At 41.0% G+C, this 23,581-nt stretch carries 19 protein-coding genes and 1 riboswitch; of the genes, 10 read left to right on the top strand and 9 right to left on the bottom strand.

The window, feature by feature from the left end; all coding sequences use genetic code 11:
• Nucleotides 1-6: 6 nt before the first annotated feature.
• The 8 genes from A33Q_RS15440 to A33Q_RS15405 all read right to left on the bottom strand — a co-directional run bounded on the left by A33Q_RS15440 (nucleotide 7) and on the right by A33Q_RS15405 (nucleotide 8,894).
• Nucleotides 7-663, bottom strand: a complete 657-nt coding sequence (locus A33Q_RS15440; RefSeq protein ID WP_009034685.1) for a TenA family protein — start codon at nucleotides 661-663, stop codon at nucleotides 7-9.
• The gene (thiD, locus tag A33Q_RS15435; RefSeq protein ID WP_009034684.1) at nucleotides 650-1,480 is read right to left on the bottom strand and encodes a bifunctional hydroxymethylpyrimidine kinase/phosphomethylpyrimidine kinase; all 831 of its coding nucleotides are present in this window, start codon (nucleotides 1,478-1,480) and stop codon (nucleotides 650-652) included. The genes A33Q_RS15440 and thiD overlap by 14 nt, the downstream gene beginning before the upstream one ends.
• Complete coding sequence (thiE, locus tag A33Q_RS15430) at nucleotides 1,474-2,124, bottom strand: thiamine phosphate synthase (protein ID WP_009034683.1); 651 nt, start codon at nucleotides 2,122-2,124, stop codon at nucleotides 1,474-1,476. The genes thiD and thiE overlap by 7 nt, the downstream gene beginning before the upstream one ends.
• Nucleotides 2,124-2,915 (bottom strand): hydroxyethylthiazole kinase, encoded by a 792-nt coding sequence (thiM, locus tag A33Q_RS15425; protein WP_009034682.1) that lies wholly within the window; start codon nucleotides 2,913-2,915, stop codon nucleotides 2,124-2,126. The genes thiE and thiM overlap by 1 nt, the downstream gene beginning before the upstream one ends.
• Nucleotides 2,916-2,976: 61 nt before the next feature.
• A riboswitch (TPP riboswitch) is annotated at nucleotides 2,977-3,068 on the bottom strand.
• Nucleotides 3,069-3,196: 128 nt separating this feature from the next.
• On the bottom strand, nucleotides 3,197-4,855 hold the full coding sequence (locus A33Q_RS15420; RefSeq protein ID WP_009034681.1) for a S8 family peptidase: 1,659 nt from the start codon (nucleotides 4,853-4,855) through the stop codon (nucleotides 3,197-3,199).
• A 118-nt stretch (nucleotides 4,856-4,973) separates the two neighbouring features.
• Nucleotides 4,974-6,374: an MBL fold metallo-hydrolase RNA specificity domain-containing protein gene (locus A33Q_RS15415; protein WP_009034680.1), complete on the bottom strand. Its 1,401-nt coding sequence runs from the start codon at nucleotides 6,372-6,374 to the stop codon at nucleotides 4,974-4,976.
• Nucleotides 6,375-6,649: 275 nt separating this feature from the next.
• The gene (locus A33Q_RS15410; RefSeq protein ID WP_009034679.1) at nucleotides 6,650-8,560 is read right to left on the bottom strand and encodes a PspC domain-containing protein; all 1,911 of its coding nucleotides are present in this window, start codon (nucleotides 8,558-8,560) and stop codon (nucleotides 6,650-6,652) included.
• A gap of 4 nt (nucleotides 8,561-8,564) precedes the next feature.
• On the bottom strand, nucleotides 8,565-8,894 hold the full coding sequence (locus tag A33Q_RS15405; protein ID WP_009034678.1) for a PadR family transcriptional regulator: 330 nt from the start codon (nucleotides 8,892-8,894) through the stop codon (nucleotides 8,565-8,567).
• Between the two features lie 392 nt (nucleotides 8,895-9,286).
• On the opposite strand from A33Q_RS15405, the gene A33Q_RS15395 reads away from it, so the two are divergent.
• Genes A33Q_RS15395 through A33Q_RS15385 form a run of 3 tightly spaced genes read left to right on the top strand, consistent with a single transcriptional unit; the run spans nucleotide 9,287 to nucleotide 15,957 of the window.
• Complete coding sequence (locus tag A33Q_RS15395; protein WP_009034676.1) at nucleotides 9,287-10,399, top strand: putative type IX sorting system protein PorV2; 1,113 nt, start codon at nucleotides 9,287-9,289, stop codon at nucleotides 10,397-10,399.
• Nucleotides 10,399-15,423, top strand: a complete 5,025-nt coding sequence (gene porU2 / locus A33Q_RS15390; RefSeq protein WP_009034675.1) for a putative type IX secretion system sortase PorU2 — start codon at nucleotides 10,399-10,401, stop codon at nucleotides 15,421-15,423. The genes A33Q_RS15395 and porU2 overlap by 1 nt, the downstream gene beginning before the upstream one ends.
• 18 nt (nucleotides 15,424-15,441) lie before the next feature.
• Complete coding sequence (locus tag A33Q_RS15385; protein WP_009034674.1) at nucleotides 15,442-15,957, top strand: GNAT family N-acetyltransferase; 516 nt, start codon at nucleotides 15,442-15,444, stop codon at nucleotides 15,955-15,957.
• Here A33Q_RS15385 and A33Q_RS15380 read toward each other — a convergent pair.
• On the bottom strand, nucleotides 15,944-16,657 hold the full coding sequence (locus tag A33Q_RS15380; protein ID WP_040490548.1) for a TVP38/TMEM64 family protein: 714 nt from the start codon (nucleotides 16,655-16,657) through the stop codon (nucleotides 15,944-15,946). The two genes, A33Q_RS15385 and A33Q_RS15380, sit on opposite strands and share 14 nt — an antisense overlap.
• A 70-nt stretch (nucleotides 16,658-16,727) precedes the next feature.
• On the opposite strand from A33Q_RS15380, the gene A33Q_RS15375 reads away from it, so the two are divergent.
• The 7 genes from A33Q_RS15375 to A33Q_RS15345 all read left to right on the top strand — a co-directional run bounded on the left by A33Q_RS15375 (nucleotide 16,728) and on the right by A33Q_RS15345 (nucleotide 23,574).
• Nucleotides 16,728-17,876: a trans-sulfuration enzyme family protein gene (locus tag A33Q_RS15375; protein WP_009034672.1), complete on the top strand. Its 1,149-nt coding sequence runs from the start codon at nucleotides 16,728-16,730 to the stop codon at nucleotides 17,874-17,876.
• A 12-nt stretch (nucleotides 17,877-17,888) separates the two neighbouring features.
• Complete coding sequence (locus tag A33Q_RS15370; protein WP_051394875.1) at nucleotides 17,889-18,605, top strand: glycosyltransferase family 2 protein; 717 nt, start codon at nucleotides 17,889-17,891, stop codon at nucleotides 18,603-18,605.
• A gap of 71 nt (nucleotides 18,606-18,676) precedes the next feature.
• Entirely contained in the window at nucleotides 18,677-19,777 is a 1,101-nt protein-coding gene (locus A33Q_RS15365; protein WP_009034670.1) for a Gfo/Idh/MocA family protein, read from the top strand.
• A 10-nt stretch (nucleotides 19,778-19,787) separates the two neighbouring features.
• Nucleotides 19,788-20,678, top strand: a complete 891-nt coding sequence (locus A33Q_RS15360; protein WP_009034669.1) for a hypothetical protein — start codon at nucleotides 19,788-19,790, stop codon at nucleotides 20,676-20,678.
• A 19-nt stretch (nucleotides 20,679-20,697) separates the two neighbouring features.
• On the top strand, nucleotides 20,698-22,020 hold the full coding sequence (mptB, locus tag A33Q_RS15355; RefSeq protein WP_009034668.1) for a polyprenol phosphomannose-dependent alpha 1,6 mannosyltransferase MptB: 1,323 nt from the start codon (nucleotides 20,698-20,700) through the stop codon (nucleotides 22,018-22,020).
• Nucleotides 22,010-22,744, top strand: coding sequence for a DUF6503 family protein (locus A33Q_RS15350; RefSeq protein ID WP_009034667.1), 735 nt, complete (start codon nucleotides 22,010-22,012; stop codon nucleotides 22,742-22,744). Before mptB ends, A33Q_RS15350 begins: the two co-directional genes overlap by 11 nt.
• Before the next feature lie 92 nt (nucleotides 22,745-22,836).
• Complete coding sequence (locus A33Q_RS15345; protein ID WP_016255362.1) at nucleotides 22,837-23,574, top strand: DUF6503 family protein; 738 nt, start codon at nucleotides 22,837-22,839, stop codon at nucleotides 23,572-23,574.
• Nucleotides 23,575-23,581 lie beyond the last annotated feature (7 nt).

The raw sequence follows: 23,581 nt of genomic DNA, 5'->3' as shown, positions 1-23,581 counted from the left end.
TAGATTTTAAACAGCCCACTTCTCCAACCGATAAGCCGAATCCCAAAACATCCACTCCAATTTACTGGCCATTTCAAATGCCGTAAACATTTCTTCTTGGGCTGAAGGACTGACCTTGGCTGCCAATTTATCTGTTATTTCAATGGCTTTGACCACTGATTCTGCAAAGTCTTCTCCAGAGTAGGTATCAATCCAGTTTTTGTAGGGATTGTTGGGGAACTTGTCTTGCTCTGCAAAAATATGATCCCCTACTTTTTTGTAAATCCAAAAACATGGCAACACACCGGCTACAGCTGTCTCCACATTACCGTAAGCAGCAGTCTTGAGTAGGAAATTGGTGTAAAGCAGACAGGTAGGGGAGGGCTGAACCTCTTCAGGCAAGCCCAATTCCACAAAGTAACTTTCATGCAGTGCTCTTTCTACAACAATAGCCCCGGAAGCAAATTGGGAAAACGCCAAAACCTGTTCCAAATCCCCCAGTTTGCCTGAAATGGTGCTCAGTGTTTTTCCAAACTCACCCAAATAATAGGCATCCTGAGCCATATAAAATTTAAATTTTTCTTTGGGTAAGGAGCCATTCATCAATTCTTGGTTGAAAGGCATTTGAATGATTTTACTATATAGCGGGCTTATACGTTCCCAGGCTTTTTCACTCCACTTCATCGATGATTTGTTTTTGAGGTTCATAAAAATGATTTAAGGGACCATGGCCGCTTCCAGTAGTGATATCTTTGCCGGATTCAATGGCTCCATTGATATAGGATTTGGCATTTGTAATCGCTACGGGCATGGAATTTCCTTTTGCCAATTCAGCAGCTATCGCAGAGGACAGCGTGCACCCGGTTCCATGTAAATTTTTAGTATTGACATATTGGCTTTCAAATGTGATCGCTTTTTCACCTTTCTGAATCAAAAGGTCTTTGACAATAGGATTTTTAAGATGACCTCCTTTGATCAAAACGGCCTGACAACCCATATTGACAATCTCCCTTCCCGATGCTTCCATCAGATTTTCAGAATTCACTTCCAGGCCTGAAAGTATAGTTGCTTCATCCAAATTTGGAGTGAGCAGGGTAGAAATGGGGAAGAGTGTTTCTTTTAATACCTGAATGGTATCAAAAGCGATTAAGCGATCCCCTGAAGTAGCGACCATTACCGGATCAAAAACAATAGGGACCTTTGGATGATTTTTGAGCATATCAGCAATGGCAATGGCCACTTCAGGTTGGTTGACCATACCGATTTTTATTGCTTTTGGGTAGATATCCTCCAAAATGGCTTCCAATTGTTCCCTGATATGCTTGACAGGAATACTGTTGATACTTCTTACTCCTTTTGTGTTTTGGGCAGTTGTTGCGGTGATTACGGTCATGCCGTAGCAACCTAATGCAGAGAATGTCTTCAGGTCTGCCTGAATCCCTGCACCTCCTCCACTATCAGAGCCTGCAATGCTGAGTACAGGTATGTAAGTTTTCACCATAATTGTTGCTTTAAGCCTTTTTCTATTTCAATTCTGAGAGCCTCTGCTGCTTTTGCAGGTGCACTGGCAGAACAGATTCCTGAGACTACAGCGAGACAGTCTGCCCCATGACTTATAATTTCGGCTGCGTTGGACTCTTTGACTCTACCAATAGCAATCAGTTTTTTGTCTGTGGACCTTCTCATGTCAGCAAGTCCTTGCAGTCCCCATTCAAAGAAAGTATCCGTTTTGGTAGGGGTGGAGTAAATTGGACTTATACCAAAATACCAGGCCTCTTTAGCTTGGGCTTGATATAATTCTTCTTTTTTCTCCAGTGAAAGCCCAATTGGGTAGTCTATGCCCAATATTTTCTTGGCAGAAAATATTGAAGTATCATTTTGGCCAATATGCAGGCCATCGGCATTTACGGCCTGTGCCACAGCTACCGAGTCGTTGATGATCAATGGCACCCTGTACTTCTCACATATTTCCTTGAGCCTGATTGCCTTTTGGATAAACGCTTCCATTCCAAGATTTTTTTCTCTGAGCTGAACAAGGTCTACTCCACCTTTGATCGCCTCTTCCACTACCCAAAAAAAATCTCTACCCAGACAAAGTGCCTCGTCTGTTACCAAGTATAGTCTGTAAGGAAATGATTTTATCATTATTGGAATTCTACAATAGCCTTTTCAGCCAATTGTTCTGGGTTTAGTTGATAAAGTGCATCATAGAAATGTAGTTGAAGGGTTCCTGGTCCCTCGGCCTTTTCAGCAGCTAAATCTCCTGCAACTCCCATTACAGCCATAGCCGCCATAGTAGCCGTGAAAAGGTCCTTTTCAACGGCAGCAAAAGCTCCAACTATAGCAGAAGCGGTACAACCCATTCCAGTTACTTTGGCCATCATAGGATTTCCGTTTTTGATTTTTCCGACTTTATCTCTTAAAATCACATAATCTACTTCTCCGGAAATGCAGACAACAGCACCTGTTTCATTTGAAAGTCTTTTTCCAGCATCCAAAGCCTCATCAGAAGTGTTGCTGCTATCCACACCTTTTGATTGAATATTAACGGATGCCAAAGACATGATTTCAGAGGCATTTCCCCGGATGATGGATGGGCCGATCTGGATCAGTTGGGTAAGTGTTTGATTTCTGTATGGAGTGGCTCCTGCTCCCACGGGGTCGAGCACAAAAGGTTTTTCCATTGATTTGGCTTTCTTAGCTGCTGCCAACATGCTTTCCACCCAGTATTCATCCAAAGTACCTATATTGACTACAAGAGCACTTATAATGCTGACCATGTCCTCCATTTCGGATCTTGCATGGGCCATGATTGGAGATGCACCCAATGACAACAATGCATTGGCCGTGTTGTTCATGACCACATAATTGGTAATGCTCTGGACTAGTGGGGATTGCTCTTTTACTTTTTTAAATGCGTTGGTTATTGCTTCCATGATTTGAAAATGGGTTGATGAATGAGATAAAAAACTTCAGGAGCACAGCAAGCCAAGGCTTTGGTCAGGTGGGACTTTTTCCTTCGCCGGTATCATCCGTATCAGGTTCAAAGGGTATATTCTCAGCCCGCCCGGGCACCCCTAAAGCTTCTCAAAGGTAGGAAATAGGAAAGCAAAAAAGAAACCGGTCCTATCATGAACCGGTTTTGTGATCTTTTGAAGTTCTAGGTATTGCTGGGTTTTTAGAAAATTTATTCAATTGGAACACTGGTACCGAAGTATCATAGTTCTACTTTTCCTTTGGATACTTGATTTGCCAACACCAAAGCGTTGTATACATTGGCGATTTTGCCTGACTTTGAAATCTCGCTTAATGCATAAAGCTCATTGGATTCACCTCCAACCCTGACTTTCACTTCCGGTTGCAGGCCTGATTCCATAATGATTTTTTTCACTTGTACGGCAGTCAATTTCGGGTAATATGATCTGATCAATGCCGCTAAGCCTGCTACAGCGGGAGCTGCCATGGAAGTTCCGCTCTGGAAAGTGTATTCTCCCTCTGGCATGGTGGAGTAAATCTGAGCTCCTGGTGCAAACACATCTACATTTTTGGCTCCATAATTTGAGAAGGCTGCAATCATACCAGGACCATATTGTGCTGTCAATGCCCCAACAGTGATGACATTGTCTGTAAATTCCTGTCCATTATTGAAATCATGGTCATTGGGGAAATTTGGATTTTCCGGATTGTCCAGGTCTTTGCCATCATTTCCTGCAGCATGCACAAAAAGAACATCCTTTTCACTAGCATACTGTAAAGCTTCGTAAACCCACTCTTTGTTGGGTGAAAAGTCTTTTCCAAAACTGGCATTTATGACTTTGGCTCCATTGTCTACAGCATATCGAATGGCCAAGGCGATATCTTTGTCATACTCATCCCCATTGGGAACCGCTCTTACGCTCATGATGGACACATTATTAGCTACACCACGGATTCCTTCAGCGTTATTTCTATCGGCAGCAATGATTCCGGCCACATGTGTTCCATGGCTTTCATCTTTTACCCTATGGCTAGGATTGCCATTGCCATAGGCTTGATCATCATAATCATAAGGATCATCACCGACTTCTTCTCTGCCATCAAAATCTACATTCAGGTTGTAATTCAACTGGTCTGAATAATAATCATAAGCCCCATTTAAAGATTCCATGACTTCTTCCAGATCATCTGCTCTGCTGAGCATTTGACTGAGGAATCCTACCTGCATGGCAAGTTGTCCACTGGCTTGAATTCCTTCAAGATCTTCAAGGGTATAATTTTCTTGACCAAGTTCTTCTTGTACAGCAGCATCGGCTTCATTAAGCGCGGTGAACATTTGTTGGACTTGGCCCACAATTTGGCTGGTTTCAGCCAATCGTTCCTCAAATCTTGCTCTTGCTTTGGCCTGGTAGGCTTCATCTCCAATGCCTAATCTAAGAATTCTGGCAAATTCCAGTTGCTCATTATAAGATTCTCCAAGGAAGTTATAACCATGGACATCATCCACAAACCCGTTATTGTCATCATCTCTACCTGTTCCGGCGATTTCTCCTGAATTCGTCCATAGTACGCTTGTAAGATCTTCATGCTTTAGGTCTATACCAGAATCTATGACCGCGACGATGACTTTTTCGCCTTTTTTCTTTTTGATAATTTCTTTATATGCTCTATCCACACTCATGCCTGGGATAGTATCCTGAAGCAGATCTAAATGTTGCCAGTTTTCACGGGCTTCCTTGCTCATCTCTGCTTTTTTGGGTTGAAGTGCTGATGTAGCAACCAAAGTATTATTTCCCGGTGATAAGGAAGCACAGGAACTGATCAGGATTCCGGAAAACAGCAAACAGATCCCTTTGATTGTTCCTTGATTGATTTTTGTCTTGTTGAAATTAAAATTCATAAATAGTATTATTCTGTAAATAGTTTTCGATATAGGTAGATTTCCTGAACTCTGCAAAATTATTTATGTCAAGAAGCGGAATAGCTTCCTGATTGGCAAATTTATTCAGAAGACTTAGTTAGAGGCCGTCAAATAAAACAAAGCTTTCTAAATATTCTGGGATGATACTCGACCAATCCAGGTCTTCTTTAAGCCTATTGGAAAGGCCTTCTGCGGCTTCTTTTTCTCCATGTATTAAAAATGTCATTTTGGGTTTAGAGACAAAACCTTCAGTCCATTCTATCAATTCATCCTGATCTGCATGCGCTGAAAGCCCCTCTATGTAGTAAATTTTGGATTTTATAGGGACTTCAATTCCATACATACGGGATGTTTTCTCTCCTTCCAATATTCGTCTGCCTCGGGTACCTTCTGCCTGATAGCCAACGAAAATAAAGCTGTCTTGTTCGTTTGGAAGTCTGTTGTAAAGATGGTGGAGAACCCTTCCTCCTGTGGCCATGCCGCTTGCTGAGAGAATAATGGCATCACCCCTGATGGCATTTAGTGACATTGATGCTTCTTGGCTTTGGTAATAATGAAGCTTTTTGTACATGAATGGATTGCTTCCATCATCCTCAAACATGGAGCCCAGTTTATGGTAATTGCTGAACTGTTTGTACAATTTGGTGACATCAATTGCCATGGGACTATCAACATAAATGGGAATGTCCGGAATCTTTCCTTTTTGTCTCAAGAGAAAAAGATAGTATAAAATAATCTGGGTTCTGCCTACTGCAAAAGCCGGTATAACGGAAACCCCACCTGCTCTATATGTTTCTCTTATAGCTCTTCCAAGCTCTTCTTCCGGTTTTACATGCGCCTGTTTTCTATTTCCGTAAGTTGATTCAAGTAGTAATATATCAGCAAAGGGAAGTCTTGCAGGCGGATTGAGAATGGGGTCATGGTACCTGCCAAGATCACCTGAAAAAACGATTTTCTTCTCTTGGTTTTCCCCTTTGATTTTAAGCTTTACAATTGCAGCACCCAGTATGTGCCCTGCATTGTAGAAAGTGAATTTGATGTTGTCAGAGATGCTTACTTCTTCGGTCATTTCTACCGGTTGGAGCAGATGGAATACTTTTTCAGCGTCCTCTTTGGTGTAAAGTGGTAATGGTTTTTCATGCTTGGAGTAGCCTTTTTTGGCCGCATATTGTGCTTCTTCTTCTTGTAATTTACCAGAGTCCAAAAGGAGTATTTTTACCAATTCGGCTGTAGGATAAGTACAGTGTATTTGGCCATTGAAGCCCTCTTTAACCAATTTTGGTAGATAGCCGGAATGATCAATATGGGCATGAGTCAAGATCACGGCATCAATTTCTCTTGGATTGACAGGAAAAGCTTCCCAGTTACGGATTCGGTAGTCTTTCAGTCCTTGAAAAAGGCCACAGTCTACCAAGATCCTGAAATGCCCAATTTCTACCAAATATCTTGAACCTGTAACAGTTTTTGCTCCGCCTAAAAACTTAAGTTTAACTTGCATATTGTTTGGGTTTATTTTTTTAAAAATAACAGGATTATCTTCAAGGTAATGATTCCTACAGGAAATGAGTTGTAATATTTCATATGTTTATAATTTCTTTTCAGCGGTCATATGGTACCTCGCTTGGAATATTCATTCCACTGTGTGAAGCTTCCGTCTTGCTCGGTTTCATCTCTTCATATTTTGTATATCAGAGAAAAGCAATTTATGCAAATTGGTCAAAAAAATAGCGGCCTGAGAAACAGGCCGCTATTTTTGGTTTAGTATCATTCTTTTTACTCATTCATAAAATATGAACCTTTAAACTTTTCGATCGACAAACTATCCGAAGAAGTGAGCTTTGCATTGTTTGAGCAATTCAGGCAAAGTAACCCATCCTCATTGAAGACCCAGTGGTTTTTGGTATTGACATCTCGAGTTCTATATCCATTTTTGTAAAGTGTATTTCTGATGATAGGTAGGATAGATTTGTCCATGATAAAGGCTCGGTCGTAGGGGATTTCCAAGGTGAGCTTGAGATTTTGCCCTCTGAATCGATCCACTTTTTTGAGGTCTATCCCTCTTTCCAAGGTCAAAATGGAATCCAGTACGCTATAATTGTATTCGATTTGTTTGGCATTGTTCAAAGCATCTTCATGTCCTCTTCCTTTTGATTTGAAGTCCTGAATCAGAACCAAGTCTTCTCCGTCCGTGCCCTGCAATTGAAGATTGATCATTTCATACAATCCTCGTCCTGATATGTAATTTTCCGCTTTAAGGACTAATGTTCCTTCTTCTATATTCAGAACACTTTCCTGAGTATAAGTAGCCTCATTTTTGAATTGGGCGATGGTTTTTGGAAGTTGGAAAGCCGCTATGCCAATGCTCAGTAACCAGACTCCCAGTACAATCAATCCAAATCTTCCCTCGATCAGGCTTTTCTTGATGATCACACTGATTCCTAGCAGCAGTATAACAATCCCAGGAATCATGACCGCGAAACCTGTGGCTATTGCCAGCCAAAATGGAAGTATATCTGTAATCCATTGAGCAGGAATGTCATCCATATAGATCTGGTTTCCATTGAAGGGCAAGAGCTCGAAATATACACCAAGCAAAACCAGTGGGGTAATGGTGATAGCCATGCCTATCAAGAAGATAATCAGGCCGAAGAACACCCTTACCACAGAGAGTAAGAATTTTCCAAAGGGCCCAAGAGCCATTCCTATTCCTTCAATAATTCTCCCTAAAACCCTGAAAGGGGTCAGCAGTATTTTTCTTGTCTGACTTTCTTCTTTAGGAGGCAAAGGGTTCAGGTTTTCTTTGATGGTGGATTCGATATTGTCCAAAGTAATCGCACCTCCTTTCATCTGTATTCTTTCAGTGATGGATTTGGCCTGTGGGGTTATAATCCAAAGGATCAGGTAAATTACAAATCCGGAGCCACCAGCGAAAATCAATCCAATGAATAGCAATCTCACCCATATTACTTCAATGTTGAAGTAGGCAGCCAAACCACTCGCTACCCCGCCAATGGTCCTGTCATCTGGGTTTCTGTACAGTTTTTTGATATGCTTATCTTCAGGCTCATCGTAGGAGACAGGCAGGACCACCCACAGGACTATGTAAGCGATCAGTGCCCAAGCACCCAATGAGAAGCTGAACTTTAGGTTCCAGGGAAGAAAGTCCCATGCAGGTCTGCCAAAATTAATGTTGCCACTAAAAAGCAATAAAATCGCAACCAACCTTGTCCATAAAGGATCAATGGAAAGGTAATGGGCTATTCCTGCACATACACCTCCAAGGATTTTTCTGTTTTCAAGTCGGGTGAGTTTTTTATAACCTTTTGGTCCTTGACCCGGAGGGGTAATGTACTTATAGAAGTCATTTTCCGGTTCTTCGGATTTTTGTTTTTCTTCTGCTACAGGCTCTTCCACCTCTTCCACAGCTTTAAAATCAGCTATAGTCCCCATTTTTTCAATCAGGGCACTGACATTCTCAGCTGTAATGACTTGTTTGTTGTTTTTGAGGTTGCTCAGAAATATCTCAGCAATTCTGTTTTCAATATCAGAAATGATTTCCTGATTGTCTTCATAATGGGAAAAATGCCTGTTGATAGCTTCCAGGTATTTTTTGAGAGTAGCGTACCCATCCTCTTCTATGTGAAAAAGGATTCCGCTTATATTGATGCTTATGGTCTTTTTCATTGTTTTACTGCTTTGAGGTGATCATTTGCGTAGAGCTTACAAGGGATTCCCAAGTTTCGTTGAGTGTATTTAGGAAGTCCCTTCCTTCTTCAGTAATCAGGTAATATTTCCTAGGTGGGCCTGACTCTGATTCCACCCACTTGTACGAGACCAGTGATGCATTCTTAAGCCGTTGTAATAATGGGTAAAGTGTACCTTCCGCTACAATCATTTTGGCTTCTGTCAATTCTTCCAACATGTCTGAGGCGTATACTTCACCTCTGGAAATGATGTGTAAAATACAGAACTCCAAAAGTCCCTTTCTCATCTGTATTTGGGTGTTTGAAGCATTCATGTTTTTCTATGATAAATGGTTTGACAGGAAAGGAATCTGAGATAAGATTTCCGGTCCGTGCCAAGATTGATAGAAAAACTGTACCAATTCAACTGTAAGCCCCAGCTCATTGCCCGCTACTAGGCTATAAAAGGTACTGTTTTTTACCTTGGTAATAAAAAAAACTGCATTTAATTTCAAATAGAGCGCATTTGAAAAATATTTGATGAAAGCGAAAAATCTTTTTCCAAGAAACAGATTTTGTTTTGAGAAACTGAATTTGTGATCCAAGTGGACATAAACATGTTCGTAAGCGTACACTTTGTGATTTTTTTAAGCGTGGAATTTTTTAAAAATAAGCTTTTCAGTAAAGTATTTATTTTTACTTTGCACTGGTATTTTCCACAAAAAACATGGGCGTTTTGCGGTTTTTCATTTGTATACTTCTTTTCGCATTTAGTACTACTATAAGTGCACAGACTATTGCGCCCAAATATTCCAATGAGTTTATGAATATTGGAATCGGAGCACGTGCACTCGGAATGGGGGGGGCGCAAGTATCTTCTGTTCGTGATGTGACTGCGGCTTTTTGGAATCCTGCAGGCTTGATCGGAATCAAGCACGAGCATGAATTTTCCCTGATGCATGCGGAATATTTCGCAGGTATAGCCAAGTTTGATTATCTAGGTTACAGTACTGCAATCGATGCGGACAACCAAATAGGGATTTCAGTGATCAGGTTTGGTGTGGATGATATTCCGGATACCAGGTTTTTGTATGATGCCAATGGAGCTTTGAATTATAACAATATTCAGTTTTTCAATGCTGCGGACTATGCTTTACTTTTATCTTATGCAAGGGATGTGAGTGATGTCTTTAAAATAGGAGGAAATGCTAAAATCATCCATAGAAATGTGGGTAAATTCGCCCAGGCTTGGGGGTTTGGATTGGACGTAGGCGGTATTTTCCTATTGGATCAATGGAGGGTTGGTTTTATGCTAAGAGATGTGACATCCACATTCAATGCTTGGTTTCACAATGCCGATATGGTCAGGGATGTTTATTCCCAGACAAACAATGTAATTCCGGTCAATAGTATTGAACTCACTTTGCCAAGGGCAATTTTCAGTGTGACCAGAGATTATGAAATCAATGATGAAATTAAGTTGCAGGGTGTGCTGGATCTGGATTTTACATTTGACGGAATGCGGAATACAATATTAAGGACCAATCTGGTGAGTTTTGATCCGAGGGCGGGTATTGAAGCAAGTTATAAAAATATGGTTTTCCTGAGAGCCGGAGGAAGTAATGTCCAAAGGATCAAGGATTTTGATGAATCGTTTTACATGGCTTGGAAGCCAAGCTTTGGACTAGGGGTTTTTCTCAACGAAAAATTCTATATTGACTACGCACTTACGGATATTGGCGGAATCTCCCAAACACCCTATTCTCATGTGATCAGCGTGAAAGTGAGTTTGAAAGAACACAGCAACAGGTTCAGGTTGCATAAAGGATGGAATGACTGATGCTTAAAAAATTGGTTTTTATATGGCTTACACTTTTGGTCCCAATGCTAGGGTTTTCCCAGTCTGCTTGGATTGATTATAGCCAGCCATACTACAAAGTGTCTACTGCTGAGGACGGCATTCATAGAATTACTTTTACTTCATTATCAGCTTCGGGAATCAATCCCAGCGCCGTTGATCCAAGGAATATCAAACTATTTCACCGGGGAGAGGAAGTTGCCATATTTGTCCAAGGAGAGCAAGATGGACGATTTGATCCCAATGACTTTATAGATTTTTATGGAAAAAAGAATGATGCCGAACTTGATAAAAAATTCTTTTCAGATCCATCTCATTTGGGAAATCGCCTGTACAATCAGCATAATGATTCCACTGCTTTTTTTCTCACCATAGGAAACACCCCCGGGAAAAGAATGGCTACCCGACCCAACCCAAATTCTTCCAACCCAAGTCTAAGTAATTACCAAACTCAAAAAACTGAAGTTTTTGCCAATCAATATAACCTTGGGAGGACTTACAATCCAGGTGTCCGTTTAGCTGCTTTTGAGCAGGGTCAGGGCTGGATGAGTGCTCCTATCCCAAAGAACAATCCATTTTTGATTTCCCTGAATGAATTGGGCCAGATAGCTTCAACAGGAACTGCAATACTGGAAATCGGATTGGCTGGAAGGTCAGATACTCCACACCTGACTGCAATTTCTGCAGGCCCAACCACTGGCTCAGTAAGGGAAATAGGAAGATTTGAGTACAGTGGGTTTGAAGTAGTCAACGAATCCCTGACACTGAACTCCAATGACTTCAACCCTGATGGTAGTTTAAGTATTAGGATTACATCCATGGGAAGTGGAAATGTGGACAATGTTTCAGTCGCATATATAAGACTTACTTACCCTAAGCAAGTAGAGAATGGCGATTTCAGTGCAGAGGTATTTATCCTCGATCCGCAAAGTTCCAACATAGAGATAGATAATGCCCTTTCCAACTATGTGGCCTATGATATAGCTGATCCAATCAATCCTGTTAGGATTCCTGTGAATAAGTCTGGGAATACTGTTCGTTTGACAGGAGGTATTCAAGGTCAGGAAACAAAAATTTTGGTCGAAAATCAGCTCAACATCAAAGAGATAAATATCATGCCTAGGGTGAATTTCAGAAATTTACTTTCTATAAAGGCTGATTTCATTATTCTCACACACAGGGTACTGAGAACACCTACTTCTACTTATGCTGACCCTGTTAAGGCTTATGCAGAACACAGAGCATCCCCGGGAGGAGGAGGCTATGACACATTGGTGGTCAATATTGATGAACTGTATGATCAATTTACTTTTGGAGAAAAAACTCCATTGGCGGTTTACGAGTTTCTAAGAGAATACTACCCGAGACATCAACCGGAATTCCTTTTTCTTGTAGGGAGAGCCATGGGAATGTTTACTACTGCAAGGCAAAATAATGTTACCTATTTCTACAGACAAAGACCTGCTATTTTCAATTTCCAGGATTTGGTACCACCAGCGGGTTATCCTTATGCTGATAATAATTTTTCCATAGGACTGGATGCCCAAAACCCTTTTGCTCAGGCAGTAGCCACAGGTAGAATACCGGCAAGAGTTCCTGAGGATGTCGCCAATTACTTGGATAAGGTCAAAGAAAAAGATGCCATGGGTGTGTCGGAAGACTGGATGAAAGAAATTATTCACCTGAGTGGAGGTGTTTCTGCTTTTGAACTCACAAGATATTTTAACTTTCTGAATGGTTTCAAAACCATTGCAGAAGGTCCTTTTCTGGGAGGGAATGTGACCACTTACAGAAAAAGATCCAACTCTACTATTGAATTGATCGATATCTCCAAAGATGTGAATCGAGGAACCAACCTGATTACTTTTTTTGGTCATGGAGCCCCATCTGTGATAGATATTGAAATTGGCTTTGCGTCGGACCCCACTATGGGATATAACAATCGGGGCAGATATCCCATGTTATTGCTCAATGGATGTGATGCGGGGAATGCATTTGGCAATGCCTACACTTTTGGAGAAGATTGGGTGCTCGCCCCTGGGAAAGGTGCTACCAATTTCATGGCTCACGCCAGCATAGGAGTGGATGTTTATTTGAGAAGGTACTCTGAGTCATTTTATGCCAAAGCTTTTTCTGATTCTACCACGATATACAAGCCAGTGGGTGAAGTCATCAGGGAAACAGAAAAACTCTTTTTCCAACGTTATGGTACCTCAGTCGTCAATAGGGCGCATGCTGAGCAACTGATTATGTTAGGAGATCCGGCCATTCGCCTTTTTCCTGCCAATAAAGCGGATTATTCAATAGAAGCCTCTGATGTGACTTTGGGAGCATTTGAAGGGGAGCCATTCAATGCATTGGCGGATTCATTAAGGCTGTCATTCGTGGTCAAGAACCTTGGAAGAGTAGATCTTGATTCCATCACCTTGCGGGTGGGAAGAAGGTTGCCGGATGGCAACAGTGTGAATTATCCTGTTAAAATGTTAGCACCGATTACTCGAAAGGATACTATAGACTTCGCAGTCCCCAATACCGGTATTGCTGCTTTTGGCGAAAATATCTTCACCATTGAGATCAATCATGACAGGAGTGTGTCTGAGATGACTTTTTCCAATAATTCAGTGACGGTGACAGAATTTGTTCCTCTCAGTGGGACTTTGCATGTCTTACCAGCTGAGTTTGGTATAGTCAATACAAATGAGGTTGAATTGATTGCTCAGATTCCTGGTAAATCCGTAGAGCCGAGGAATGTAATTGTTCAAATAGATACCAGTCCCAATTTTTCTTCAGCCAACAGAAAGGAAAATAGAATCACCACCAATAACCTTATCAATTGGAAGCTGGATTTGTTCCAAAATGTAAATCCCGGAGATTCTCTGACCTTTTATTGGAGGTCAAGATTTTCTGAACCCAGAGAAGGAGAATCAGAGGACTGGACCGTAAGTTCTTTTAGCTATATCAATGATGGACCGGAGGGTTGGACACAACGCACCATGCCTCAATTGGAAAGTAATCTATTAAGTAATCTTGAAATAGACCAGAATCAGAGAATCTGGAAATATCCTGATACCAACTTGAACATTGAGGTATTTACATTTGGCAATCAAGCTGACAGCCTTACATTCAGAAATACCCAGTTTTATCTCGATAGAGTTCCCTACATTATTGACAATGTAAACAATGTCAATTCCAGGCTTTGTCCTGATGGTTCCCTAGGGCTGGTTGCTTTTGAACAGCGCTCTCTGACACCTTATTTAGTGATACCTGTTCCGGGTTTTGATATTTTGGATGGAAGGTCTTGTGGAAGGGTGCCTCAGGTAATTCAAAGTATAAGAAATGCCTGGATCACCCAGCCGGGACAGTCCATTTTGATTGATTACATAGATGGATTGAAAGAAGGCGATTATGTGGTTATTTTCTCAGTTGGCAATGTGACCTTTGAGCAATGGCCTGATGAGGCTTTTGAAAAAATGAAAGAAGTAGGTGCCAATGAAGCCCTTCTCCGTAACCTGAAAAGCGGAGACCCCTATGTGCTTTATGGCAGAAAGGGGATGAGACCAGGGGAAGCAATGGAGATTGTCGCCCAGAGAGACTTGGAATTGGAGACCAACCAACAGGTAATTCAATTTGAAACAGACCTTGAGGGTTATTTTACCTCAGGTACCATTCTTACACCAAGGATTGGTCCCGCTGCTGAGTGGAAGCAGTTTTTCAATAATGTTAACCAAAGGGATTGGTTCAATGAAGAGCTGGCTTCCTTTGATGTGATCGGTATCAGGTCTAATGGGGAAGAACAAGTCCTTTTCAATAGTGTTCGGGAATCTACTTTTAACTTGGAATCAATCAATCCTTCGGCGTATCCTTACCTGAGGTTGCGCTATGCCATGAATGACCAAGAGTCAACAGCTCCGGCGCAGTTGGACAAATGGCAGGTCAATTATACAGGAGTACCGGAAGGTGTGTTGGTATTCAAAAACAGGGAAGACCAGATTACACTTCAGGAAGGGGAGGAGTCGGTTTTGAATTTTGAGTTTATCAATATTTCCAAATATGATTTTACGGATTCAATTGTAGTAGAATGGAGTTTCAATAATGCCAGTCAGAGAAGAAGAGAGGAATTCAGGAAAAAAATTCCTGCCTTGCCCGCTGGGGAGAGCTTTGAGTTCAGTTTGGATTTTAATTCTATCGGAAGAGGAGGGAATGTGGAAGTGGAGGTTTTTGCTAATCCCCGAATACAAATGGAGCAGACTTTCAGGAATAATTTCATTGACTTAGGGTCCTATTTTATTGTGATTCCGGACAACAGTACGGCTATTTTGGATGTCAATTTTGATGGGATTTATATTATGGATGGAGATATTGTTTCTCCTTCGGTAATGATCAATACTTTGCTCAAAAATGAGCAGACGCTTATTTACAAAAAGGATACAATGGGAATTGATCTTTTCCTCAAAAAACAATGTGATGGTTGTCAGTTTGAGCGATTGAGCTTCAGCAATCAAAAAGTAAATTGGACAGAAGCCACTGAAGACTCAGATTTCAAAATTGAACTGAAACCTGGGCCTTTGGAAGATGGGATGTACACCTTTAGGGTAGTGACGGAGGATTTGGGAGTGGAAAAACCCTTTGAAATTAATTTTGAAGTAATCAATGAAGCGACTATTACTAACTTTTACCCTTATCCGAATCCGTTCAGCAGTTCAGTACGCTTTGTGTTTACCGTAACAGGCTCGGAAGTACCTGATCAGGTGAAAATCCAAATCATGACTGTCACAGGAAGAGTAGTGAGGGAAATCCTTCAAGATGAGCTTGGACCAATCCGTATAGGGAATAATCTCTCAGATTATGCCTGGGACGGAAGGGATGAATTTGGAGATCAGTTGGCCAATGGAGTTTATATTTACAGAGTTTTGGTCAGGAAAAATGGTACATTCGTAGAGCCTAGGGCTACTGCTGGAGACAAAGCTTTTAAGCAGGGTTATGGCAAAATGTATCTACTGAGGTAATTTTCTTTAATTGAGTCTATGGACCCCATTTTGGTGACTGAACGATTGCATTTACGCAAACTTACACATGAGGATTCGGGATTTATTCTTCATTTGCTCAATACAAAGGGTTGGTTAGAGCATATTGGAGATCGGGGAGTCAGGGATATAGAGGACGCAGAGGATTATTTGGACTCCGGTCCATTAAGTAGTTATGGGAAAAATGGATTTGGATTGTATCTGGTTCAGTTGAAGCCCCTTTCCTCAGAGAAGATCGGTTTATTTGGATTTCTTCAAAGAGAAGAATTGAATGCTCCTGATATAGGATTTGCTTTTTTACCCGAATATGAGGGAAAGGGTTTTGCATTCGAAAGTTCAAAAGCTTTGATTGAAAATGCTCAGAGACAAAAGCTCTTTTCAAAACTTTATGCGATCGTCTCCAAAGAAAATTTCAAATCGCAAAAGCTTTTGTTGAAATTGGGGATGGGCTTACAGGGTGATTTTTATTTACAGGGTAAGGACGAAGTGTTGGACCTTTATGCTATGGAATTTTAGTTTTTTTGGTAAAAAAGCGCCAGATACCCCAAACGCTAAGACCGAATAAAGCGATTAATACAACAATTTCCCCAGTCCCACTTTTTTGCATGATTGCGGAATAGATGCTTGAGGCCAATGTTCCTGAAAAAAATACGAAAAGGGTTCTGGGCAACATTCCCAAAGTGCCGAAGATGACTAGTTTTGTATAGCCGGATTTCATCAGTGCAAAAAGCAAATTGGACATGGCAAATGGAATTACCGGACTTAGCCTTACAAAAAATATAAGCTCCCCCAGATTATGTTTCTTTTTTTCTATCAAAGCTTCGGCCTTAGGATATTTGTTTAAAATCAAAGAAAGGCTGTTTCCTCCAAGCCCCGTTCCCCATGCATAACCAAGTACGGTGGCTAGTGTGTAACCCATTACTAACAAAGGAAATGCTTGCCATCCCAGAAAGAAACCTGAAAGTCCTGCAATCAGTGTGGTAGGCATCAGGGCAAGGCCCATCAAAAGAATTGAAACTAAAAGGGCTATCAGAATGGTTATGCTATTGTCAAAAGCAAGTTGACTCATCCATGCTGAGTTTGCCAAAGCCCAAGGGACGGTTACCAGGCTCCCAATGGAAGGCATCAAAGTCACCCAAAGAATTGCAAATGCCACTTTTGGATTATTCCTGCCGGCGTTTTTGAATTCCTTGAATATACTTTGCTTTTTTTCCATCTTTGAGCTGCGCAATCACAAAGGAAAAAAATAAACCATTCAAACCCATTTAATTTTAGAACTAAAGCTTATGAAATTCGGAACAAAAACAATACACGCCGGTGTAGAACCGGACCCATCAACAGGTGCAATCATGACCCCGATTTTTCAAACCTCTACTTATATACAAAGATCTCCAGGGGATCACAAAGGGTATGAGTACTCCAGAACGCATAATCCTACCCGTACTGCCTTACAAAATAATCTGGCAGCTTTGGAAAATGGAAAACATGGTTTGTGTTTTTCCTCAGGCTTGGGCGCAATTGATGCCATCATCAAATTGTTGAATCCAGGGGATGAAGTGATCAGCACCAATGACCTTTACGGTGGTTCTTACAGAATTTTTACCAAAGTATTTGAGCGCTATGGCATTAAATTTCATTTTATTTCCATGGAAGAACCCAAAAACATTGAGAAATACATCAATGAAAATACGAAATTGATCTGGGCTGAAACACCAACCAACCCAATGATGAATATCATTGATATTGAAGAAATCGGCAAAGTAGCGAAGAAACACAAATTGCTTTTTGGTGTGGATAATACTTTTGCTACTCCTTTTCTACAAAACCCACTTGATCTAGGTGCCGATCTGGTCATGCATTCAGTGACCAAATACCTTGGAGGACACTCAGATGTAGTGATGGGAGCAATTGTAGTAAATGACGATCAATTGGCAGAACAATTGGCATTTATACAGAACGCCTGTGGAGCTACCCCTGGTCCTCAAGATTGTTTTTTGGTGTTGAGAGGGATTAAGACTTTGCATTTGAGAATGGAAAGGCATTGCCAAAATGGAAAAGCCATAGCCGAATTCCTAAAGACTCAGGAAAAGGTTGATAAGGTTTACTGGCCTGGTTTTGAGGATCACCCAAATCACGATATCGCCAAAAAACAAATGAGGGATTTTGGGGGAATGATTTCCTTCACACTCAAGGGGAATAAAATTGAAGACGCTAATAAAATATTGGAAAATCTGCATTATTTCTCTTTGGCAGAATCACTGGGAGGTGTGGAGTCACTTTGCGGTCACCCTGCTTCCATGACGCATGCCAGTATTCCAAAAGAAGAGAGAGAGAAAGTTGGTCTGGTAGATTCACTGATCCGACTGAGTGTGGGTATAGAAGATGTCGAGGACCTGAAAGAAGATCTTGCAGGAGCTTTAGCCAAACTTTCTTAATTGCCTCCTTTGATGCAGCAAGAGTTTAAGCATGGGAATAAGCGCATGCCGGTAGTGGATGTGCTTATTCCTGCTTTCAATGAAGAAAACTCCGTTGGACTGGTGGTTAGGGATATTCCTGATTTTGTCAGAAATATTATTGTAGTCAACAATAATTCAAATGACAGTACAGTGAAAGTTGCCCGAGCTGCTGGAGCTATTGTTTTAGATGAACCAAAAAGAGGTTATGGCAAAGCATGCCTGACAGGAATGGAATATATTGGCCAACAGGAAACCCAACCTGACATCCTTGTTTTTTTAGATGCAGATTACAGTGATTTCCCCGAACAGATGGAGGATGTGATCCTTCCAATTACCGAGAGAGGGTTTGATATGGTAATTGGATCCAGAGCAAAAGGTGAAAAGGAAGTCGGCTCCATGACCTTTCCCCAAATCTTCGGCAACTGGTTGGCTACCTCTTTGATGAAAATGATTTACAAAACAGATTATTCGGACTTAGGGCCTTTTCGTGCCGTCAAGTGGGAAAAGCTGAAATCTCTGGGGATGGTAGATGAGAATTACGGTTGGACTATAGAAATGCAGATCAAAGCTGCCAAAGCAGGCTGGAAGACCACAGAGGTAGCGGTGGATTACAGGAAGCGAATTGGTGTTTCCAAAGTTAGCGGAACGGTGAAGGGAGTTTTTGGTGCAGGCTATAAGATTCTTTGGACCATTTGGAAATACTGGTAATTAGTTTCCTTCTTTTTGTGTGATTGGGTGCGTGTTCTGTATTTTTGACTCTGCAATCAAACCCAAAAACAATGACCCAAAGAATCATTAGCCTTTGCTTTTTTTTATTTTTTCTGACTCAAGCAAGTCTTTTCGCCCAATCCAAGTTTGTCATGGCCGGCTTGACCCATGGACATTCCCATTGGATTTTTCAGAAACCATTTCAAGGAGATTTCGAACTCTTGGGGATATATGAGTCCAACCCTGAAGTTAAAAAGCAGTTTCAGGATAATTATGGCTTGGATGATGGCCTGTTTTTCGATGATTTGGAGAAAATGCTGGATGAAATTAAACCCGATGGCGTTCTTGCTTTCGGTCCAATATCCGACCACATCCATATTGTCAAAGCAGCTGCTCCACGGGGGATTCATGTCATGGTAGAAAAACCATTGGCTTTTCGTGCGCAAGAAGCAGAAGCCATGAAAATGCTTGCCGAAGAAAACGGTATTCATTTATTGGTCAATTATGAGACTTCCTGGTATCCCAGCACAGATGCTTTGGTTCATAAAGCCAAAACAGAAGAAGATCAATTTGGGAAGATAAGAAAAGCAGTTTTTCATCATGGGCATAAAGGGCCAAAAGAGATCGGTGTTGGTAAAGAGTTTTTGGATTGGTTGACAGATCCGAAACAAAACGGAGCAGGTGCATTGGTAGATTTTGGATGTTATGGTGCCAATATCATGACTTTGCTGACTGATGGAGAGGTTCCTCATTCTGTGACTGCCATTACCCAGACCTATAAGGATGACATTTATACCCATGTGGAGGATGAAGCAACTATTATTTTAACCTACAAAGAATCTCAAGCCATCATACAAGCTTCTTGGAATTGGCCTTTTGACAGGAAAGACATGGATGTTTATTTTGAAAAAGGATATCTCAAAGCTCCTGAAAAAGAGAGATTGGATATGCGCATTGAAGGACAGTCTGAAGACATGGTACAGTTTCTGGACAAAAATAAAACAGGGACCTATTCCAATCCTTTTCAGTATTTTGCAGAGGTGATCAATGGGGAAATCAATTTACCACCCTTTGGGTTATACACTTTGGAGAATAATGTGATTGTGGCCAAAATCCTGGATGCTGCGATTGAGTCGGCGAAATCAGGAAAGACAGTTTATTTAGAACCTTAAGGAAAGAGTTATGCTAAAAAAAATAATTTTTGGACTATTGAGCTTGGTAATAATTGCAAGTTGCAGTAAGCCTCAAAGAGAAAATATTGATTTTGATGCCTGGGGGAAATACTGGTTTCAGGGTAAAGCGGAACTTAGCAGCTTTGAGCTTACCCAATATAGATATGGAGAGCCCAGAGAAGGGGAAGCCGTTTTGATTTTTGTTACAGAAGATTTTTCCAGAAAAAAACAGGTGAAATTGGATAATCCTGGGGATGCAGGAAGGGACAAACTTTCAGTGATCAAAATGAACCAAACCAGAGACTTTGTCACTGGGATTTACCCTTACCATATGATGCTTTCTGCATTTACACCTACCAAGGAACAATCGAATGGGGTCAAGTTCACGCTTTCTTCCCAAGAATGGTGCGGCCAGTCATTTGCGCAGCTTAATCTGAAAAGCGGAGAAAGTTACTCAGGTAAATTATTCTCCTATTTTGAGCAGGAAGGTGATGATACTTTTTCATTCAGTGGTTTGGCCGAAGATGATATTTGGAACCTGATCAGGATTGACCCTGGCCAGATTCCAACCGGAAGTGTTCAGATGCTTCCTTCCTTGTTTTACCAGAGATTTACACACAAGGATTTTGAGAAGCAAGAAGCCTTCGTTAGAGTAAGGGACATCAGCGAAAACAGAAGTCAGGTTGAAGTGGCTTACAGTAACGGAAGCAGGGTGGTCAAAATTGATTTTGAAAAAGAGTTTCCTTTTCAAATCATGGCTTGGGAGGAAGAAGATACCCGCTCTGATGGCAGCAAAGAGGTGACCAAAGCCAAAAGAAAGGGATTGAAAGTGGTAGATTACTGGACAAGAAATAAAGTGGAGGATGAGTTTTTGAGAAAAGAGCTGAATTTGAAATATTGATCATTTTCCATTTATTGATGTGAAAAAAGCCTTACTGCTGATTGCTGTTCTCTTTGCACTTGCTTTGATGAACTATCATTTCGAAAGAACTGATTTTGGTTGGCAGCTTGGGCTTTACACTTTTTTATTCGGACTTTATTACAAGGTCATTTATAGAGAAAAGATTGAAATTGGACTCAATGAGGGTTTACTGGCTGCTTTACTCATCAGGTTGATTTTGTTGCCTGCAATTCCTGTTTTATCTGATGATTTTTACCGTTTTGTTTTTGATGGGCAATTGATCGCCAATGGTATTAATCCTTACAGTTTTTTGCCAGTTGAGGTCTTGGACAAGCTACACCCTGAACATGACTTTTCATACTGGAGTCATTTGTTATCCAATATGAATTCACCTGAGTATTATTCAGTGTACCCACCCGTGCATCAGGTGATATTTTGGGTAAGCAGCCTGGCCGGTGAAGAACTGCTTTGGAATATCATTTTGCTACGTCTGGTGATTTTGGTATTTGAAGGATTGTCTTTTTTACTGCTATTCAAGATCATCAGATTGAAAGGACTTTCCTTGAATTTTCTATGGCTCTATGCCTTCAATCCCTTAGTGATTTTGGAATTGACCGGGAATCTACACTTTGAAGGACTTGTCCTTACTGGGCTTTTGTTGGGGATATACTTCTGGGAGAAAAAAAAGGTATACTCAGCTGCTTTGGGTTGGTCATTGGCTTCTGGTCTGAAACTGACTCCTTTAATATTAGGTCCTTTATGGTTGAAGTCTTGGTCAGGAAAACAATTGTGGAAATTTCTTTTGACTTCAATGATTCTGATTTCCGTATTCCTGATACCTCTGATTTTGGGGAATGGCCATCAGGGCTTTTGGGAAAGTTTCCGGCTTTATCAAAGCAAATTTGAGTTCAACGCATCAGTATATTATTTGATAAGGGAGGTTTGGGCAGGTGTAGTTGGGTATAATCCGCAGATTTACCTAGGGCCGACTTTGAGTGTGGTGACTTTGGTTTCAATATTGATTTTTTCATACTTCTGGAAGGTGGCTTCGTTCTCCCAGATTACCCAAGGTGCCGTATGGATATATTTGATTTACCTCTTGTTACAGCCAGTGGTACACCCTTGGTATTTGATACCGGCATTTGGCCTAGGGGTATTGGTTCGTGACAGGGTGTTTTTGGTGTGGACTGGCTTGGTTTTTTTGTCCTATAGTGCTTACAGATCAGACCCGGTAGCAGAAAGTTTTGTTTTGATATTTTTGGAGTATGGGATATTGATTTTCTTTCTAATTTCGCCCTTAATTAAAACTATATATCCCAAGAGGAATCTATATGAACAATAAATATTTCTTTGTAGTAATTTTTATCACTTTACTTTCCTCCTGTTCCGCCCGCGACAAGCAGGCCGTTTCGATTATAGAAAAATCCATAGAAGCTCACGGAGGTTGGCAGGCTTGGGAACAGGTTCAGTCCATTTCCATGGTACGGGAGATTTGGCTCTTTGATGAATCCGGTGAACCGGAATCTTATGTGACACAGGAGAATACATTTCGCCTTAAGCCTTATTTTGAAGCTAAAATGAGCTGGGAGAAGGATGGAATTGCCCATAGAGTGACTTTCGACGGAAAGAAAACCCAATATTGGATGGGGAGCAATGATATTCAAAACAAAGGGTTTTTAGCAGCTAAGAAAAAGGATATTGATGCAGCTTTTTATGTATTGAGCAAGCCCTTTGACCTTTTGGATGCGGGAAAGGTGCTCAGCTACGAAGGGAAAACTGAACTAACAGGAGGATTGATGATGGAAACTGTCAAAGTCATTGACGGCGACCCAAATGACCCGAGTGTTGATGAGTGGTGGTACTATTTCGACCCATCAAGCTTTGAACTCTATGCATATAAGGTAAAAACAAGTGATCATTACAGCTTAGTTTACAATCAAGGTTGGGACCGTACTTTTGGTTTGTTGATGCCCGCTCAGAGAGAAAGTTTTAGGGTGGATTCTTTAGGGAACCATTTGTACCGACGAGCTATTTATGGATATGGTATGTATGATGTGGATAAATGAGAAGACTCATTACAAATAAACTGAAGACTTCCTGCATGCTTATAGAGCTTCCTTTCAAAAAAATATATTCAACCCCAGACACCTCTCTAAATATGAGATTCTTTCTTTACCTTTTTCTTGCAATGACTGTTATCAGCTCCTGTAGTCAAAAATCCGAAGCAGAAAAAATCATTGATAAGGCCATTCTTGCTCATGGAGGCATGCAATTTGAAAAGGTCAGAGTCAGTTTTGATTTTAGAGACAGGTATTATGAGATTTTTAAATCTTCCGAGGCATTTGAATACCTGCGTCAATTTACCGACTCCACAGGCTTGGTGAGAGACGTTTTGAACAATTCCGGATTTGTTAGGACGGTGAATGGAACACAAGTCGAACTGGAAGAAAAATGGGTAAAAGCCTATTCCAATTCCGTAAATTCAGTGGCATATTTTGCTTTTCTTCCTTATGGCTTAAATGACCCGGCTGTATTCAAGACTTATCTTGGTGAATCTGAAATTGAGGATCAGAAATATCACCTGGTGAAAGTGACCTTTTCCGAAGATGGGGGAGGAGAAGATTTTGAAGATGAATTTTTGTATTGGATCAATCAGGATACTTATTTGACTGACTATTTGGCCTATTCATACCTGACCGAAGGGGGAGGGGTACGGTTCCGAAAAGTAAGCAATAGACACGAAATAGAAGGTCTGGTACTGCAGGATTATGAAAACTATAAGCCCAAGGTTAAGGGGGCCTCATTAGAAGAAATGGAAGACCTTTTCAAAGCAGGGGAACTTGAATTACTTTCTGATATTTTGTTGGAAAATGTCAAAGTGGAAACCATCAGATAACAAAAGA

Origin of the sequence: Indibacter alkaliphilus LW1 (assembly GCF_000295935.2) — a bacterium.
GTDB lineage: Bacteria > Bacteroidota > Bacteroidia > Cytophagales > Cyclobacteriaceae > Indibacter > Indibacter alkaliphilus.
The sequence above is the reverse complement of the archived record's forward strand: the minus strand, read 5'-3'. Positions and strand labels throughout refer to the sequence as shown.